General features: G+C 51.6%; 14 protein-coding genes. 5 read left to right on the top strand and 9 right to left on the bottom strand.

Going from position 1 to position 16,531, the window contains the following annotated elements; genetic code table 11:
* Nucleotides 1–43 precede the first annotated feature (43 nt).
* The 3 genes from MO767_RS24895 to MO767_RS24885 form a co-directional block, all read right to left on the bottom strand.
* Nucleotides 44–493: a hypothetical protein gene (locus MO767_RS24895; protein ID WP_282482688.1), complete on the bottom strand. Its 450-nt coding sequence runs from the start codon at nt 491–493 to the stop codon at nt 44–46.
* A 449-nt stretch (nt 494–942) separates the two neighbouring features.
* Nucleotides 943–1,575, bottom strand: coding sequence for a Fic family protein (locus MO767_RS24890; RefSeq protein ID WP_095667586.1), 633 nt, complete (start codon nt 1,573–1,575; stop codon nt 943–945).
* Complete coding sequence (locus tag MO767_RS24885; protein WP_143519873.1) at nt 1,572–1,781, bottom strand: hypothetical protein; 210 nt, start codon at nt 1,779–1,781, stop codon at nt 1,572–1,574. The genes MO767_RS24890 and MO767_RS24885 overlap by 4 nt, the downstream gene beginning before the upstream one ends.
* Nucleotides 1,782–2,542: 761 nt before the next feature.
* Between MO767_RS24885 and MO767_RS24880 the strand changes: the two genes are divergently transcribed.
* Both MO767_RS24880 and MO767_RS24875 read left to right on the top strand, forming a co-directional pair.
* Nucleotides 2,543–4,807, top strand: coding sequence for a restriction endonuclease (locus tag MO767_RS24880; RefSeq protein WP_282482687.1), 2,265 nt, complete (start codon nt 2,543–2,545; stop codon nt 4,805–4,807).
* Nucleotides 4,808–4,994: 187 nt separating this feature from the next.
* A complete protein-coding gene (locus tag MO767_RS24875) occupies nt 4,995–6,155 on the top strand; it encodes an IS30 family transposase (RefSeq protein ID WP_282482686.1) in 1,161 nt (386 codons plus the stop codon).
* Nucleotides 6,156–6,438: 283 nt separating this feature from the next.
* On the opposite strand, the gene MO767_RS24870 is transcribed toward MO767_RS24875, so the two are convergent.
* On the bottom strand, nt 6,439–7,035 hold the full coding sequence (locus MO767_RS24870; protein WP_219097844.1) for a LysE family translocator: 597 nt from the start codon (nt 7,033–7,035) through the stop codon (nt 6,439–6,441).
* A gap of 100 nt (nt 7,036–7,135) precedes the next feature.
* On the opposite strand from MO767_RS24870, the gene MO767_RS24865 reads away from it, so the two are divergent.
* Entirely contained in the window at nt 7,136–8,005 is an 870-nt protein-coding gene (locus MO767_RS24865; RefSeq protein ID WP_219097843.1) for a LysR family transcriptional regulator, read from the top strand.
* 607 nt (nt 8,006–8,612) lie between these two features.
* On the opposite strand, the gene MO767_RS24860 is transcribed toward MO767_RS24865, so the two are convergent.
* From MO767_RS24860 to MO767_RS24840, 5 genes are all read right to left on the bottom strand, one after another.
* Nucleotides 8,613–8,918 (bottom strand): helix-turn-helix transcriptional regulator, encoded by a 306-nt coding sequence (locus MO767_RS24860; RefSeq protein ID WP_219097841.1) that lies wholly within the window; start codon nt 8,916–8,918, stop codon nt 8,613–8,615.
* 129 nt (nt 8,919–9,047) lie between these two features.
* A complete protein-coding gene (locus tag MO767_RS24855; RefSeq protein ID WP_219097840.1) occupies nt 9,048–9,509 on the bottom strand; it encodes a hypothetical protein in 462 nt (153 codons plus the stop codon).
* A 706-nt stretch (nt 9,510–10,215) separates the two neighbouring features.
* The gene (locus tag MO767_RS24850; RefSeq protein ID WP_008034875.1) at nt 10,216–11,466 is read right to left on the bottom strand and encodes a ribonucleotide-diphosphate reductase subunit beta; all 1,251 of its coding nucleotides are present in this window, start codon (nt 11,464–11,466) and stop codon (nt 10,216–10,218) included.
* 517 nt (nt 11,467–11,983) lie between these two features.
* Nucleotides 11,984–12,259 (bottom strand): hypothetical protein, encoded by a 276-nt coding sequence (locus MO767_RS24845; protein ID WP_282482685.1) that lies wholly within the window; start codon nt 12,257–12,259, stop codon nt 11,984–11,986.
* A gap of 189 nt (nt 12,260–12,448) precedes the next feature.
* Nucleotides 12,449–12,712 carry a DUF2790 domain-containing protein gene (locus MO767_RS24840; protein ID WP_038979415.1) on the bottom strand — a complete coding sequence of 88 codons (264 nt, stop codon included), beginning with the start codon at nt 12,710–12,712 and terminating at the stop codon, nt 12,449–12,451.
* A gap of 414 nt (nt 12,713–13,126) precedes the next feature.
* On the opposite strand from MO767_RS24840, the gene acs reads away from it, so the two are divergent.
* The gene (acs, locus tag MO767_RS24835; protein ID WP_282482684.1) at nt 13,127–15,082 is read left to right on the top strand and encodes an acetate--CoA ligase; all 1,956 of its coding nucleotides are present in this window, start codon (nt 13,127–13,129) and stop codon (nt 15,080–15,082) included.
* 587 nt (nt 15,083–15,669) lie between these two features.
* On the top strand, nt 15,670–16,443 hold the full coding sequence (locus MO767_RS24830; protein WP_008154331.1) for an ABC transporter substrate-binding protein: 774 nt from the start codon (nt 15,670–15,672) through the stop codon (nt 16,441–16,443).
* The last annotated feature ends 88 nt before the right edge of the window (nt 16,444–16,531 follow it).

The following is a 16,531-nucleotide window of genomic DNA, read 5'->3' as shown; positions in this document are numbered from 1 at the left end:
GTCCTGGGTCATTTTTCAATCGGCAGGGTGGGTCAGTTTTCAATCAGCGCCAACAGGCCGATGCTAAGGAACGGCGTACAGAATCCATTCCTAGGATATCAATAATCGGGTCAGACGCTACGGTGGCGAGTTTGTACCAGTAAGGATCTATAAACCGTCGATTCGGATGAGATACGGAGTTCCTAACGCCATAGATCTCATACTTTATGAACAACTCCCGAAATGAAACAAGGTAGTTGTTAATGGATGTATCTTTTGTGAGCTCGGTAAGTATTTGAAATAATTCATCGAGATATGTTGCTTCTACTACATCTTTAACCTTGGTTCCATCAAACTGTCGATTGCTATCTTTTTCTCTGCTGGCTATATCTTGGATCAGCTGCTCTGGAAATCTGGAGACATCTAACTCTGTATCAATCACGAAATTCCCAAGCGCCTGCTCCATTTCATGGAGCACCATTGCAGCTTTGCGCCTATTTAAATTATCGCTCATCATTCATATCCCTGTCGTGCTTGATAGCGCAGTATTATTGTTAGAAACTAAAGCTCGCCACACACAAAAAAAAGCATTTTCAAAAAGAATCCATACCTCATATATATTTACTTTCTGCATATTTTCTTCCCTGATAGATTTATCAATCTAGTTTATGCGTTATGACCATAAAAAAGCCGAGATGGCCAATAGATATCACAACACCAAACTAAATACCACTTAGAAATGCGCCGCAAAAGCTTGGTCGACGAGTGCTACAGATTCGGGTGACAGCCTCAATGCCATGAGCTCGAATTCCATTGCAGGTATCCGGCGTTCAGATCCTTGCAGCTGAATGTCCACTTTTGGCCGTTTTCTGTCTGTCACTGAACGTTGAAAACGCCCCGAAGCTGACAATGGCTATATCCCCAGAGTGATTCTCGTGCGAAACGACCAAGGCGTTATAGAAATTAATCCTGAGGCTTATCTGCGGGGGGTTGTTGCGTACTGAGTTGCTCGGTGATTAGCCGGACTAACAGATCATGCAGCGGGCTTAGATCCAGCTTTCCTGTAGGCAGGGACGCATCAACACGCTGTAGTGCATCGACGTATTCATCTCGGTTGCGACAAATCAGCTCAGGAAGGATCGTAGTCCCTGGTAGCCAGCTTCCGGACTTCACACACAACACGAAATAGCAGGCAGCCCTAGCTGTTCGACCGTTGCCATTGATAAACGGGTGAATGTGGTTTAGTCGCCAAAGCACGTATGCCGTTAGCGTCACTGGATCGGATTGCTCCCAGCTCCTGTTCACTATATTCACAAAATCGTCCATGAGCGCCTCGACACGGTAGTGCTCGGGGGGCATATGATTGCCTACGACGACTTGGCAAGGACGGTACTCGCCTGCATTTGTATGCAGGCAAGTAATGGCATGAAAATTCAATGCCTTGATGATGTGGTTCGACAGAAACGCTCGGTCCACAGCCAATGCTGCACCCACTATAGACCGCAAAAAGTCGTACTGCCGATTGCCATTGGAGACTTCCAGTTCTTGGTAGACTGGATTTTGCTCGGTGTTTCCGCATAGCTCGAAGAGGATCAACGTTTCGCCCCTTCGACTCCTTCCTGCTCAAAGATCAGCTTGCGAACCTGTTCGCGGGTTATGCCGTTCTTCGAGCCAACAGACCCGTAAACGAACGATACACGCTGTTCCAATACTTCTTCGGCCGTCTGCTTATGTTGCGCAGCCCCTTTGAGCGCAAGCAACAGATCTGGGCTCGTATTCAAGTCCAAGAAATTCTTTGCCACGTTGACCTCCTTTGCGCTGGTTGACCTATTCATTCGACACCGGTGCACGCCTGATGTCCTCTTTATTTATCGATCCCGCTGACAAATAGCGCAAGAAAATTTACGTTCCCGGCGCCAGACACCGACGCGGGGGCCGATAGGCTATGCAGCAGATTGTAGCCTGTTCTCACGCTTTGCCTCTGTGCGTTTTAGTACCTACTGTCGATCTGTAACGCCGATGAGAACCGCCAAGGGCCTGCATCGCTCCGACCTCGCGCAGCCCTTTGCAGACAATATGGCGGGCAGGCTTTAGCCGGGGCGACGCGACCCATTCGTCCCTCGTCTGTCCACGGTCTGCCTTTGGCCGACATCTGCCGGCCACGACAGGCGGGAGTCGGCCGATTCTGTTGAAAAAGTCGGTTTTCTCAAACAGCCAGAATACGGAACGGCGAAAACGTCTTATTAGTGCGCTGCTACGTGAAATCTGAGTCCGAATACCACTGCGCCGTTTCTAGATTTCAATCTCAGGCGCGTACTTTTCTGTCGTGAAAACCACGCCCGACTTTTTCAACAGAATCGGCCAGAAGCGGCCATTCAGATCATCCGTTATTCGACATGGCGTTGCTGTGTTGGAGCAATGCACTAAGTCATATGGCTGACCACCCGAAGAAAGCACGCATCGTTGCTGCTATCACTGCGATCGTCCATGTGCGGCGTCCATCAACTACACTTTCATGCTGAGCGGTTTACTAGCAGGCGGTTCATTTCAGAGCGAGGCTTTTGTGAGCGATTACGATTTTTCGCGGCTAAATGACAAAGAGTTCGAAGTCTTTTGCGCTGACCTGCTAAGCGCGAGGGAAGGGGTTATATTCGAAAGATTCAAGCCCGGACGTGACGCTGGAGTGGATGGGCGCTTTTTTAGGTCCGACGGGGATGAGTGGATTCTCCAGTGTAAGCATTGGATTTCGACTCCGTTAGAAAAGCTCGTTAAATCTATTGCAGATTCTGAAAGCCTTAAAGTTCAGAAATTATCGCCAAGTCGATATATATTAGCCTTGTCTCACTCGCTTTCACTTAACGATAAAAAAATTTTAATGCAGAAACTTTCACCATTTGTTTTGTCTCCAGCAGATATACTGGGTCGACAGGATTTGAGTGATATGCTCGCGAAGTATCCAGATGTTGAAAGACGGCACTATAAACTCTGGATTGCTAGTTCGAATGTTCTTGCGTATATGCTTAATAAGCCCATACATGATAGGAGCCAATTTGAGCTTGGCGAGATAATTGAGGCCTCTAAGCTATATGTGGCTACGGTAAATCATAATCAAGCGATTGATAAACTGGAATCTACGAGTGTTGTTATAATCACGGGTCCAGCTGGCATTGGTAAGACAACATTGGCCGGGCAGCTAATCCTGCAGTACGTCGCAGACGGCTTTGAGCTTTCGGTCATTTCTGATGATATTAAAGAGGCTGAGAGCATCTTCGACCCTGACTCAAAGCAAATTTTCTATTTTGATGATTTTTTAGGCCGCAACTACCTAGAAGCGCTTTCTGGTCATGAGGGCGCCAAGATTGTTGGTTTTATTAGGCGCATAGTTAAGAATCCTCAAAAGCGATTTGTATTGACATCTCGAACTACTATTCTCAATCAAGGAAAAATTTTAAACGATGTTTTCTACAACTCAAATATAAATAGAAATGAGTTTGAGATTACACTTGAATCTTTGGCGAAGATCGATAAGGCCAGAATTCTTTACAATCATATCTGGCATTCTGAAATAGATGCTGAATATGTTGAGCAGTTGTACTCGCATAAACGTTATCGAACTATTATTGATCATAGGAATTTTAATCCTCGGCTAATCCGATTTATTACCGATGCCCAGCGATTGGAGGATGTCCCATCCGAGTCTTACTGGGCTCATATAACTGGTTTGCTAGATGATCCGTCTCAGGTCTGGGATCATCCATTTCAAGCGCAACTGGATGACTGTGGCCGTGCCTTGGTTTTGCTGGTCGCTATGAACGGGCGCGTGATTACTGAGCCTGAGCTTTCAGAGGCATTTGCGCGATATCTGGAGAATCCAGGAGCCGCCAGTCTTACTGGAAAAAAAGACTTTCTACTAAACCTTCGTCACCTATCTGGTTCGATGCTCACGCGATTAGTAGTAAGCGAAAATCAGCCTTTTGTTCGGTTATTTAACCCGTCTTTGGGTGACTTCGTACTCAACAGATATGCCAGTAACACTCCTGTTTTACGGCAGTGCTTTGGTAGCCTGAAGACACAATCCTCATTGAAGACGCTGAAGGATATGCAGGATAACAAGATAATCAGTGCTGGCGTGGCGACCGAAGTGATAGGTCATATCTTTTTATCCGTTTTAGATGTTAATTTCCTTGGGTCTAATGCCGAATTTGTAGCTCAATTATGTATTTCAAGGTCTGAGCTTGGTAAAAAATTTAACTTGTCAGACCAAAGTCTTTTAAAAGCGATTAATTTCATTTGTGGCGAGAAGTGTTGCCGATCCTTCTTGGCATCGGCACGAGTAATTTTATGGGCACTGCGCAGTGGCAGTGTTGATAAAATAACTGTGGAAGCGTTCTTGGCTGGAGCCTTTGCCAACGACCCAAGTTATGACGAATTACTGATTTTAAGTCAGCTTGTCAAATGCTATGAAGTTGAAGAGCATCAATCGCTTTACGATGCATATGACCAAGTCATCATGGATTACCTGATCGCATCAGTTGAAGATGAGTTTCCAGATGCAGAGGTATTTTCTGATGGTGGTTCGCAATCAGCAGCTCGCAGAAAATTTGTGGAGCTAATGGATGAAAAGGCTGTCGAGTTGGGTGCAAATGATTCATCTGGTGTGGCTGATGGTGTTGTAGACTTAGTTGATGTAGATAGATTCTACGATAAATATTTTAATGAACCAGAGCATGAACCAGATTATGAGTCTTATAAAGATCAACGCGTGAGTTTGTCCGAGCGATTATTTAGTGCTATCGATCCAATTGACGATTTGTTTTCGCGTGATTAAAGCATTCATCCTGGAAGCATTTTGCGGATGAATAATATGGTGGATTTCATTCGCCCTAGGTTTCCAAGCGCATTCAAGGTCTTCATTAGGCCGACTGCTATCTGTCACGAATGGCAGCTAATGGCTGTGGATTCAACCGGTCGACGCAACACAACTAAATTCTGTGTAAGCAGAAGGAGTGTTGCAGATGAAGCAGAGACCTCGGATCTATTACACCGAAAGCCAGAAAAAACTGATGTGGGATCACTGGCAGAAAGGCGACTCTCTCCAGCACATAGCCCAACTATTTGATCGAAACCATTCATCGATACAGCGCATCTTGGCGGAAACAGGCGGTATTAGACCCGCTGTACGCCGCAGGTCCAGATTGGCGCTGACGTTGGCTGAGCGCGAAGAGATTTCGCGTGCAGTGGTGGCAGGCAACTCGATCCGTTCCATGGCCGCGCTGCTAGGGCGAGCAGCCTCTACGATCAGTCGTGAGATCAGACGCAACGGTGGCCAAGGATGCTACCGGGCTAATCAAGCTGATCAGGCTGCCTGGGATCGCGCGCATCGACCTAAGGTTTGCAAACTTGTTGAGAACCGAACGGTGGCGCAAATTGTTGCAGACAAGCTTCAATTGCAGTGGTCACCGGAACAAATTGCCGGTTGGTTGAAGCGTACCTACCCGGACGATACGAGCTATCAGGTGTCACACGAGACGATCTATCGCACGCTCTTCATACAGGCTCGCGGGGCTCTGAAGAAGGAGTTGCTTGAGCATTTACGGCGCACGCGGGCCATGCGTCGCTCGCGCCATCACACGCAGAAGAAAGAAAATCACGGTCGAATCACTGACGCGGTATCGATCCGCGAACGCCCAGACGCGGCTAAGGATCGGGCGGTTCCAGGTCACTGGGAAGGCGACCTGCTGTGCGGTAGCAGGAACAGCCAAATTGCCACTCTTGTTGAGCGTCATACCCGCTACGTAATGCTGGTGAAATTGGACGGTAAGGATAGCGAGACGGTCATCAGCGCCCTGATCGAAAACGCCCGCAACTTACCCCAAGAACTCTACAAATCGCTGACGTGGGATCGCGGCAAAGAGATGGCTGACCATAAGCGCTTTACGGTAGCTACCGACATCAAGGTCTACTTCTGCGATCCTCATCGTCCTTGGCAACGGGGATCGAATGAGAACACCAACGGGTTGTTAAGGCAGTACTTCCCGAAAGGAACCGACCTTGCGGATCACTCGCAAGCCACGCTCAATGAAGTCGCAAGGCAGCTAAATAGCCGCCCTCGGAAAACACTAGACTACGAAACACCGGCAGAACGATTTAGCCAATCTGTTGCGTCGACCGGTTGAATCCACAGCCGATTCTGTTGAAAAAGTGGCTCCCCTGTCCTGCCTGCGGCAAAAATCTCTGCATTGGCCGGCGGGGGATCAAACAGCATGATGGGACAGTTATCGAGTGGGCAGGAGCGACTGTTTTACGCGTTCAAAAAACCGCCAGTTTTCTGAGCTGTTCGAACAGCTGACAATATTGAGCTTGCCCGTATGAATTGCTGACGCCGTATTTGGGCGCATCAGATTGCGGTCGTCCAGACGGCGCGGTGAATAATCATCGGCTGCGAACACACTGATTCATCTAGAGCCACATAGGGATGGTTGATGCCATGATAAGCGCTCCGAGTGAGCTGTTTACGATTCGCCAGTGTGCCGGCTTTTTAATCCGTCGAGCCAGTTCGCGCCCGGCGTAACACCAGATTGATAGTGATGCCAGCGCAGCAATACCGAAGCTCAAACCCATCACTAATGCCATTTGGCCCGGACTACTGGCCAAGTTGGCGTACGCGGCCGCAGCCGCGGCGGTCATGGCCCAACCTTTTGGATTATGCCAAAGCATCCACAGCCCTGCGATATAGCCAGTTGGGTGCATCGCTTTCATGTCGGTGCCGGGCGCAGGTGCGCCGGCGACCTTCCAAGCGAGCCAGAGCAAATATAGCGTGCCCGCAGTTTTCAACATCAAAGGGAATAACGGGTCGAAGATTAGTACGTTCGTCAAGCCAAAGGAGGCGCCCGCTGCCATTGATGCCAATCCTGTTGCGATTCCTAGAATCAAGGGTATCGAGTTGCGGAATCCGAAATGGGCTCCGGACGCGGTTGCCAGCGTTGTTGCGCCGCCGGGAGTTATCGTTGCGGCGACCGTAAACAAGGCCAATGGCCAGAAACTGTCGATATTCATAAGTCGCTCAACCACCCGAAAAAGATCAAGCTTAATGTCGACTTTTCCATTAGGGTAACGAAGGATGTTAAATCGTATCATTAGCTAACGTAATGCCATCATGCCTCGTGATCTCGACATAAGCCTTCTTCGTACCTTTGTTGTCGTCCATGACCGCGGCAACATGACGGCTGCCGCCCGTGTTCTGCATTTGACCCAAGGAGCAATCAGTCAACACGTCAAACGTCTCGAATCCCTATTCGATGCTCCTCTGTTCCGTCGTGAGCACCGCCAGCTGAGCCTAACGGGCGCAGGTGATCGCTTGTTAGCAAAGGCCAGAGCGCTTCTGGTGCTGAACGATGAATTGTGGGCCGAAATGTCCAAGAAGACGATTAGCGGCCCGGTGCGCTTCGGGGTTCCATACGACCTGATGGGGCAGGAGTTAGCGTCTGCTTTGAAGGCTTATCAAATCGCTTGGCCGCATGCTGACGTTTTGCTCACATGTGCAGCGTCCGACAAGCTGGTGATAGCGCTGGAGCGGGGCGAAATTGATCTTGCGCTGGTCGAAGAGCCCGTAGTTCATACGCGTGCGAGCTTCTTCAAGGTGCAATGTCTGAGCATCGAGCGCCTGGTATGGGTTGGGGCTTCGGGCGGAAGCTCATTCAAGAAGCAGCCATTGCCCGTGTCGCTGGTGGCAGAGAGTTGTTCCTTCCGCCCCGCAATCGTTTCGGCCTTGGAAGAGCAGGGCCGAGCATGGCGCACCGTTTACGAATCGGGGAGTATCGAGGCGACCCGCGCAACGGTTAAAGCGGATCTGGCGGTGACCGCGTGGCTCGCGTTCACCGTGCCGCAAGACTTACAGATTTTATCGGTAGAGAGTGGATTACCGGAGCTCCCGCCATTTGCGATCAATCTGTATCAGAGGTCTGACGAAACTGCGCTGGCGACGCTACAGCTTGCTTCGTTAGTCGGCCGGGTGTTCGGAGGCTAATAGGAAGTGTTCGCTTGCGGCCGATTTCTGTCTTTCGCCACGGTCAGCTATGGATCCAGGCTATGTGAAAACGAACTGAGTACGTCGATAGCGCGAATTGCCCTTGTCAGTTAGATAAATGTTCGTAAATGCGGTTGGGGTCGCGCCAGCGGCCCAAACCGCCGATCACGCAGCTGATTCACGTCCTGATCGCCTCAAGCAAATCCTGCGATGCCGAAGATGTTCATCATTCGCTTGAGGTTATAGGCGAGCGCAAGAAGGCTCATCTCGGTGCTTACCCGCGGAAGTGATTTGGCCTGGCCGCAGGGTAATGATTTAATCTACCTTCCAACTGTCTGATATTCTCTGTATGCCGCACTCCTTCAATCCCATGAGGCTGTAATGAAAGGAAAACGTAAAGTAAAAACGACCAAGTGGTTTTTGAGAGATCAGTACAAAACTGAAGCCAAACTTTTGCTGATTAACAGATCCCAAAAGGCCCATAGATTTTTGGATATTGCTTTGCAGTCAGGGGGGGACCTAGAGCCTATTGGAAGGCTGGCGGGCATTTAATATGTAATGGATGGCATATTTTTAAGTTTCTTAGGGAGGGCATATTTTCATGTTGCTACTTTTTGGGGCTTTTAAGGTTTTCAGTTTTTAACTGGGTTAAGCTTTCAAGTTCAATCGCTACTTTGGCCAGTAGTTCCGCTGCGGATTCTGGACCCATAGTTTCGTATGCTGCAGTAAGTAGGGTAATTGGATGAAGCTCTAGTTTTTTAGCAATCTCGGCAATTTTTGGAAGCGTGGGTGACTTTAATCCACTCTCAAGCTCACTGATAAAACCCTGATTGGTTCCAATTGCACCTTGGGGAAGACCTTTGATTCGCCGAATGGATCTGACCGTTTCGCCAAATGATTCTCTGAGTTCCATTTGCTTACCCGCAAAAGGAACTATAAGGCCTTGCTTGAGCAAAAATCTCTATACGCTATAGAGATATTTGCGTGTGAGAATGGCAGAGCGCGGAGGGGACTTACGCCACAGCACTTTCCGATCGGGGACTTAACCAATCTGCCCGAAAAATCCAGGAATCACCTGTTCTGCAAGACAGAAAAGTGGTTCTGGAGTGTGTACCTGAAGGTGCTGTGTGGAGTACAGAATCCTTGATTTTTTTTTCTTCCGCAGATCGAGTTCGCCAATTTTGTAGACTGATTCCTTCGTGCGATACACGATACTACTTTCGGGCGTCTCCAGTCCGTTGTAGCTGGTCACGCTGAGGAGCTCTGCCATGATCCAGTGGCTTTTCCCACTGATTAAAGGAGGACACATCATATGGATGTGTTTAATTTCAACGCCCTTAACAGTGAGTAGGTAGTGATGCAGTGTGTAGGCACACCTCAGTAACGCTGCTCGGCTGACCTCTCCCGTCTGTAGCGAGGTTATAGTTGCAACGAAGCAGGGACCATCGATTTCGGCATGGGACCAAGTCCGTACTTTTTTCTCTATAGGGTCGTAAACGAGCATCACTCATAGCTCCAGAAATCTAGCTTGCGGATAACCAAACTGAACGCGTATTCTACAATATATGCTATAGAGATAATTTAGTTGGTTTGACCGTTCGTCGCGAGCATTAACGATTGAACTACGTACTTGTATGGAGTGATGGCTATTTGTTGCGCATCCCTTTATCGAGGTGCGTTAAACAGTGCAGCATTGTGTAATATCGAACAGCAGCCCAGGGCGCGGACTTTCTGCGAATATCAAAGTCTTACGGGATAGTATTGAATAGTTCAAGCTGCTCACGTAGATCGGGTGACTGAGTCAGACAACGCAATTTAGTGTGGCAGTTATGGTTTCAGGCAGAGGTGGTCGTATTGTACTTAGGCGTCAGGGCTATCGCGACATCGATGACCGCGACGGTTAGCTCTCACCCAAGGCTTGAACCCAATTTTGCAAGGATTTCTGGCGGAGGCAAGCGATAATGTCTCCACTGCCGTCAGTGGTGTTGTGACATTTTAAGTGCCCATTGTAATAGGCGGGTTATGCGTCGGAGGGCGACCATCCAACACTTGCATTCCCGTTCAACGGTTGCGTTTATACCCTTTATGCAGAAAAGCCACCTTTTCCCTAGGGCTTAGGTGGCTTTTTACATTTTCTGCACTGAGTTGGTGCTGTCTATCCAGCTTTAGTGAAAAAAGTCCAGACCTGGCTGAAAAATAAGGCTCGGAAGTTAATCCCAGCTAAGCGCCCCACCAGTCTGATACTCAATAACCCGAGTCTCAAAGAAGTTCTTCTCTTTCTTCAAGTCCATAATCTCGCTCATCCAAGGGAACGGGTTAGTCGTCCCTGGATACTCTTCCTTCAACCCAATCTGCGACAGACGACGGTTAGCGATGAACTTGAGGTAGTCCTCCATCATCGCCGCGTTCATGCCCAACACGCCGCGAGGCATGGTGTCGCGTGCGTATTCGATTTCCAGCTGAGTGCCCTGCAGGATCATCTGCGAAGCTTCTTCCTTCATTTCAGCGTCCCACAAGTGCGGGTTTTCGATTTTGATCTGATTGATCACATCGATGCCGAAGTTCAGGTGCATGGATTCGTCGCGCAGGATGTATTGGAACTGCTCGGCGACGCCGGTCATTTTGTTGCGGCGGCCCATGGAGAGGATCTGGGTGAAGCCGCAGTAGAAGAAGATGCCTTCCAGAACACAGTAGTAGGCGATCAGGTTGCGCAGCAATTCTTTGTCGGTTTCGACGGTGCCGGTTTCGAACTTTGGATCGGAGATCGAACGGGTGTATTTGAGGCCCCAGGTGGCTTTTTTCGCGACCGATGGGATCTCGTGGTACATGTTGAAGATCTCGCCTTCATCCATGGCCAACGATTCGATGCAGTACTGGTAGGCGTGGGTGTGGATCGCCTCTTCGAATGCCTGGCGCAGGATGTACTGGCGGCATTCCGGGTTGGTGATCAGGCGGTACACGGCCAGGACCAGGTTGTTGGCAACCAGGGAGTCGGCGGTGGAGAAGAAGCCGAGGTTGCGCATGACGATGCGGCGCTCGTCGTCGGTCAGGCCTTCCGGGTCTTTCCAGAGGGCGATGTCGGCGGTCATGTTGACTTCTTGCGGCATCCAGTGGTTTGCGCAACCGTCCAGGTACTTCTGCCAGGCCCAGTCGTACTTGAACGGGACGAGCTGGTTGAGGTCGGCGCGGCAGTTGATCATGCGCTTTTCGTCGACGGCCACACGGGCGGAGGCGCCTTCGAGTTCGGCGAGGCCTTCGGCGATGTCGAGGTTGTCCAGGGCAGCTTTTGCACGGGCGATTGCGGCGGAGTCGGACGCGGTTACGGCGCGGGCTTCTTGAGCCGCGACGCCACCAGCGGTGTCGAGGCGGTCCATGTTGGCTTCAGTTGCGTGCCCAGCGTTGGCGCCTTTTACAACGGTTTCGCCGCTGTCTTCTTTGTCGAATTCGTCCCAGCTCAGCATGACGTGTCGTCTCCTGCGTGAGGGCCAGATGCCCGTGTGAAAACTGATTGGTTGGTTTTTCACACGACCGTACTGGCCGCGTTGGATAGCGTTTTTTGCAGCGGTACACGCAGGCAAATAAACATAATTTTGTACGGGGTTCCGAGAGCCTCTGACGGGCGCAGAAATCGGTGAAGACTTCGGCGTGGGCTTCAGACTGGCTGTTATCCCTGTAAGGGAATATTGCAGGCCCGTTAAGGCGGCATTATAGGGAAATTTTTGCGGCCGTGGTGGGGCGAATCCGCGCATGGAGCGGTCGAGAAGGAGGGTTTTTCGGTCGGAGCGAGGGTTTACAGGGCTTTGGCTGGATGTCGCGGGTGCAGATTTTTTTTCATAAATTTTAGCGGGCAATTTTTTTGTTCAAAAAATAGCCAAAAAATCGCGTTTTTCACTACATGTTGTGTTTTAAGTCGCTTTTCGATGCCCCTAGACACAACTAAGCCCGACCGAAGTCGGGCTGTGAAGTCACGCTCAACGATCAGCTGAGACGAGCCGCACCAACGTGGTCTGCACCATCGGCAGCGACTTTGGCAGCGCCGGTGTGGTCAAAACCGTCAGAAGCGAGTTTGGCAGCGCCCGTGTGGTCGGAGCCATCGGAGGCGAAAGACGCCGAACCGGTGTGGTCGTAACCGTCAGAAGCGACAGCCGCTTGCGTGCTGTAAGCAGCCGAGCCGGTGCGGTCGTAGCCGTCAGCGGCGAAGGTGTTAGCGGCCAGTACGGAGAGGGTCAGGGCGAGGATCAGTTTGGTTTTCATGGTAGAGGCTCCAGGTTCGTTGGCGTTTTGTGCCTTGGGTGTGGAATTGATACTACGCCAGATAATTTGATTAAAAAGCGCAAATAGACGCTGAAATTTATCGTATAAATCGATATATAAGGTTCGGCGCTTCATCTGCCTTCAATAGCGGGCGGGTGGGTCGAACCTTGGGAGGATGAGAGCGGGTGATTAGCCGTTAGAGCAGCCGTTACCCATGACGCTGTAGCGCAGAATGTGGCGTTGGCCTTTGGAGTCGTCGTATTCCATTTTCGCCGGAACAACTTCGCAGACGTTCGGGATTTCGCTCATGGAGATAACTTTGGCGATGTCCAGGTGAGTGGAGTAAGTGTATTCCTCGATGGCGGGTTGCTGCTGCGCGACATCAGTCGGGACCTCGTCTGCCATGGCGGTTGCGCACAGGCTGCTGAGGGCCAGAACTAATAAAGCTTTCATTTCAGATTTACCTTTTAGAGGTCGAATGGGGTCACGCAACCTTTTTGGGGTTGCGTGTAGAACTTAAGTACTAGGTTTTGGATTAACTGCCTTCGTGGGGGCTGCAACTTGGTTAATCACGTTGCCTGGTTGGCGAGGCTGATTTTAGGCGTGGGGTTTACATTCATATAGGCGTGCTTTTGATAAACACTATTGGCAGATCCTGTAACAATCCTCGAAAAGCGACCTTTGGCTCGCTGATGAAGCCAATTTAATAAATGCCCAAAGCCCCTGAAATCACCGCCCTTGAGCGCATTGACGAGGTATAGCCACATTTTGTAGGGGCTTGTTACTACCATCGTCGAATGGTTCTATAGGCCCGGCCCGGCTACAACTGGGTCATACAAAAACAACTATTCCACCGAGGTAACAAAGATGAGTGCGGCTTCTCTGTATCCCGTTCGTCCCGAGGTTTTGGCCAACACGCTGACTGACGAGGCGACCTACAAGGCCATGTACCAGCAGTCCGTCGTCAACCCGGACGGCTTCTGGCGCGAGCAAGCCAAGCGCCTCGACTGGATCAAGCCTTTCACCACGGTGAAACAGACTTCCTTCGATGATCACCATGTCGACATCAAATGGTTCGCCGACGGCACCCTGAACGTTTCCTACAACTGCCTCGACCGTCATCTGGCCGAGCGCGGCGATCAAATCGCGATTATTTGGGAAGGGGATGACCCTGCCGAAAGCCGCAACATCACCTATCGCGAACTGCATGAACAAGTCTGCAAGTTCGCCAACGCCTTGCGCGGCCAGGATGTGCACCGCGGCGACGTGGTGACTATCTATATGCCGATGATCCCCGAAGCCGTGGTCGCCATGCTGGCGTGTACCCGGATCGGCGCGATTCACTCGGTGGTGTTCGGTGGTTTCTCGCCGGAAGCCCTGGCCGGTCGCATCATCGACTGCAAATCCAAAGTGGTGATCACGGCCGACGAAGGTGTTCGTGCCGGCAAGAAGATCCCGCTCAAGACCAACGTCGACGATGCGCTGACCAACCCGGAAACCAGCAGCATCCAGAAAGTCATCGTGTGCAAGCGCACCGGTGGGAATATCAAGTGGAACCAGCATCGCGACATCTGGTACGAAGACCTGATGAAGGTGGCAGGCAGTGTCTGCGCGCCGAAAGAGATGGGCGCTGAAGAAGCACTGTTCATCCTTTATACCTCCGGTTCGACCGGTAAGCCGAAGGGTGTACAGCACACCACCGCCGGCTACCTGTTGTACGCGGCGATGACTCACGAACGCGTGTTCGACTACCGTCCGGGCGAAGTCTACTGGTGCACCGCCGACGTCGGTTGGGTCACCGGCCACAGTTACATCGTCTACGGCCCGCTGGCCAATGGCGCGACCACGCTGCTGTTCGAAGGTGTGCCGAACTATCCGGACATCACCCGGGTGGCAAAAATCGTCGACAAGCATAAGGTCAACATTCTCTACACCGCGCCGACCGCCATCCGCGCAATGATGGCGTCCGGCAAAGCTGCCGTTGAAGGTGCCGATGGCAGCAGCCTGCGTCTGTTGGGTTCGGTCGGTGAGCCGATCAACCCGGAAGCGTGGGATTGGTACTACAAGAACGTCGGCCAGTCCCGTTGCCCGATCGTCGATACCTGGTGGCAGACCGAAACGGGCGGCAACATGATGAGCCCGCTGCCGGGCGCTCACGCGCTCAAGCCGGGTTCTGCTGCGCGACCATTCTTCGGCGTGGTGCCGGCATTGGTGGATAACCTGGGCAACATCATCGAAGGCGTTGCCGAGGGCAACCTGGTGATTCTCGATTCGTGGCCAGGCCAGGCGCGCACGCTGTATGGCGACCATGACCGCTTCGTCGATACCTACTTCAAGACCTTCCGCGGCATGTACTTCACCGGTGACGGTGCGCGTCGTGACGAAGACGGTTACTACTGGATTACCGGTCGCGTGGATGACGTGCTCAACGTGTCCGGTCACCGCATGGGCACCGCCGAGATCGAAAGCGCGATGGTCGCCCACCCGAAAGTCGCAGAAGCAGCCGTGGTCGGTGTGCCGCACGACATCAAAGGGCAAGGCATCTATGTCTATGTCACGTTGATCGGTGGCGAAGAGCCGAGCGAGCAGCTGCGTCTGGAGCTGAAAAACTGGGTGCGCAAGGAGATTGGCCCAATTGCTTCGCCGGATGTCATTCAGTGGGCGCCAGGCCTGCCGAAAACCCGTTCGGGCAAGATCATGCGCCGCATTCTGCGCAAGATTGCTACGGCCGAATACGATGGGTTGGGGGATATCTCCACCCTGGCGGATCCGGGTGTGGTGCAGCATTTGATTGATGAGCACAAGATCATGAACGTCGCTTAACAGCGGTTCCTGAGTCATCGAAGCCCCGCCCGGCATTGCGCCGAGCGGGGCTTTTTCGTACCGATTGATCCGATGCGGATTGTGGGAACGATCAACAGCGCAACCAATAATTATCGGCTTCTGCTGTAAGCCCCTTCCTACTGTTACCCGCCATCGCTCAAGTAACTGAATGTGTAACCGCTCGCTCCGATACGGGGCATAGGGAAACGCAAAGCCCGGTATCAAAGCCTCATGACGGCCGCTGAAAAATAAGACACAACGCTGCGCTTGCCGGATTAGAAGGGTTTGCCAATAATAGGCCCGCAATTTGCAGGATAGATCGGTTAACTGTCTTTTGCTCTTGCATGAATTTGCAAGGCTGTCAACGCGCCCAAGCGGCTTTCTCGGTGCTTCTGTAATTAGTTGTCGCATTGAAGAAATATCGGCTTCGGGCCTGTCGTTAGAATGCCGATCACTCGCTCGTTGTAGCTCGCGTTGAAAAAAGCGCGCGATTCCTACAGCGCAGCACCGCTTTGCGGTTCCACTCATTCGCATATTGGGCTGTCGCTCACTCTGCCGTTTTAGCCCTTTACCGATGGAGTCCCAAGATGAAGAAACTCGTGCTGCTTGGCGCCCTGGCACTGTCCGTGCTGTCCCTGCCGACTTTCGCCGATGAAAAGCCTCTGAAAATTGGTATCGAAGCGGCTTACCCTCCGTTCGCTTCCAAAGCGCCGGACGGCAGCATCGTTGGTTTCGACTACGACATCGGCAACGCTCTGTGCGAAGAGATGAAGGTCAAGTGCGTTTGGGTCGAGCAAGAGTTCGACGGTCTGATCCCGGCACTCAAAGTGCGCAAGATCGACGCGATCCTGTCGTCCATGTCGATCACTGAAGATCGCAAGAAGTCCGTGGACTTCACCAACAAGTACTACAACACCCCGGCTCGCCTGGTCATGAAGGCCGGTACTCCGGTCAGCGACAGCCTGGCTGAGCTCAAGGGCAAGAACATCGGCGTGCAACGTGGTTCGATCCACGAGCGTTTCGCCCGCGAAGTGCTGGCCCCGCTGGGTGCCGAGATCAAGCCTTACGGTTCGCAGAACGAAATTTACCTCGATGTGGCCGCTGGCCGCCTCGACGGCACCGTGGCAGACGCTACGCTGCTGGATGACGGTTTCCTGAAAACCGACGCTGGCAAAGGGTTCGCCTTCGTTGGCCCGGCCTTCACCGACGTCAAATACTTCGGCGACGGCGTAGGTATCGCAGTTCGCAAGGGTGACGCGCTGAAAGACAAGATCAACACCGCGATCACCGCCATTCGCGAGAACGGCAAGTACAAGCAAATCCAGGACAAATACTTCGCCTTCGATATCTACGGCAAGTAATACACCCCGGCGACAAGTCCGAAATGGCGCAAGCAACAGAATCTCTGAGGTTTGCGCCATTTTTTCATCCCCCTTTTCGAGGACCTGA

The sequence above is a fragment of the Pseudomonas sp. UYIF39 genome (assembly GCF_029963765.1).
Classification (GTDB): Bacteria; Pseudomonadota; Gammaproteobacteria; order Pseudomonadales; family Pseudomonadaceae; genus Aquipseudomonas.
The sequence above is the reverse complement of the archived record's forward strand: the minus strand, read 5'-3'. Positions and strand labels throughout refer to the sequence as shown.

What these genes read in the sequence shown, in the direction of transcription:
- MO767_RS24895 (WP_282482688.1), bottom strand. Translation starts at nt 493, where the DNA reads ATGAGCGATAATTTAAATAGGCGCAAAGCTGCAATGGTGCTCCATGAA.
- MO767_RS24875 (WP_282482686.1), top strand. Translation starts at nt 4,995, where the DNA reads ATGAAGCAGAGACCTCGGATCTATTACACCGAAAGCCAGAAAAAACTG.
- MO767_RS24870 (WP_219097844.1), bottom strand. Translation starts at nt 7,035, where the DNA reads ATGAATATCGACAGTTTCTGGCCATTGGCCTTGTTTACGGTCGCCGCA.
- MO767_RS24865 (WP_219097843.1), top strand. Translation starts at nt 7,136, where the DNA reads ATGCCTCGTGATCTCGACATAAGCCTTCTTCGTACCTTTGTTGTCGTC.
- MO767_RS24860 (WP_219097841.1), bottom strand. Translation starts at nt 8,918, where the DNA reads ATGGAACTCAGAGAATCATTTGGCGAAACGGTCAGATCCATTCGGCGA.
- MO767_RS24855 (WP_219097840.1), bottom strand. Translation starts at nt 9,509, where the DNA reads ATGCTCGTTTACGACCCTATAGAGAAAAAAGTACGGACTTGGTCCCAT.
- MO767_RS24850 (WP_008034875.1), bottom strand. Translation starts at nt 11,466, where the DNA reads ATGCTGAGCTGGGACGAATTCGACAAAGAAGACAGCGGCGAAACCGTT.
- MO767_RS24845 (WP_282482685.1), bottom strand. Translation starts at nt 12,259, where the DNA reads ATGAAAACCAAACTGATCCTCGCCCTGACCCTCTCCGTACTGGCCGCT.
- MO767_RS24840 (WP_038979415.1), bottom strand. Translation starts at nt 12,712, where the DNA reads ATGAAAGCTTTATTAGTTCTGGCCCTCAGCAGCCTGTGCGCAACCGCC.
- acs (WP_282482684.1), top strand. Translation starts at nt 13,127, where the DNA reads ATGAGTGCGGCTTCTCTGTATCCCGTTCGTCCCGAGGTTTTGGCCAAC.
- MO767_RS24830 (WP_008154331.1), top strand. Translation starts at nt 15,670, where the DNA reads ATGAAGAAACTCGTGCTGCTTGGCGCCCTGGCACTGTCCGTGCTGTCC.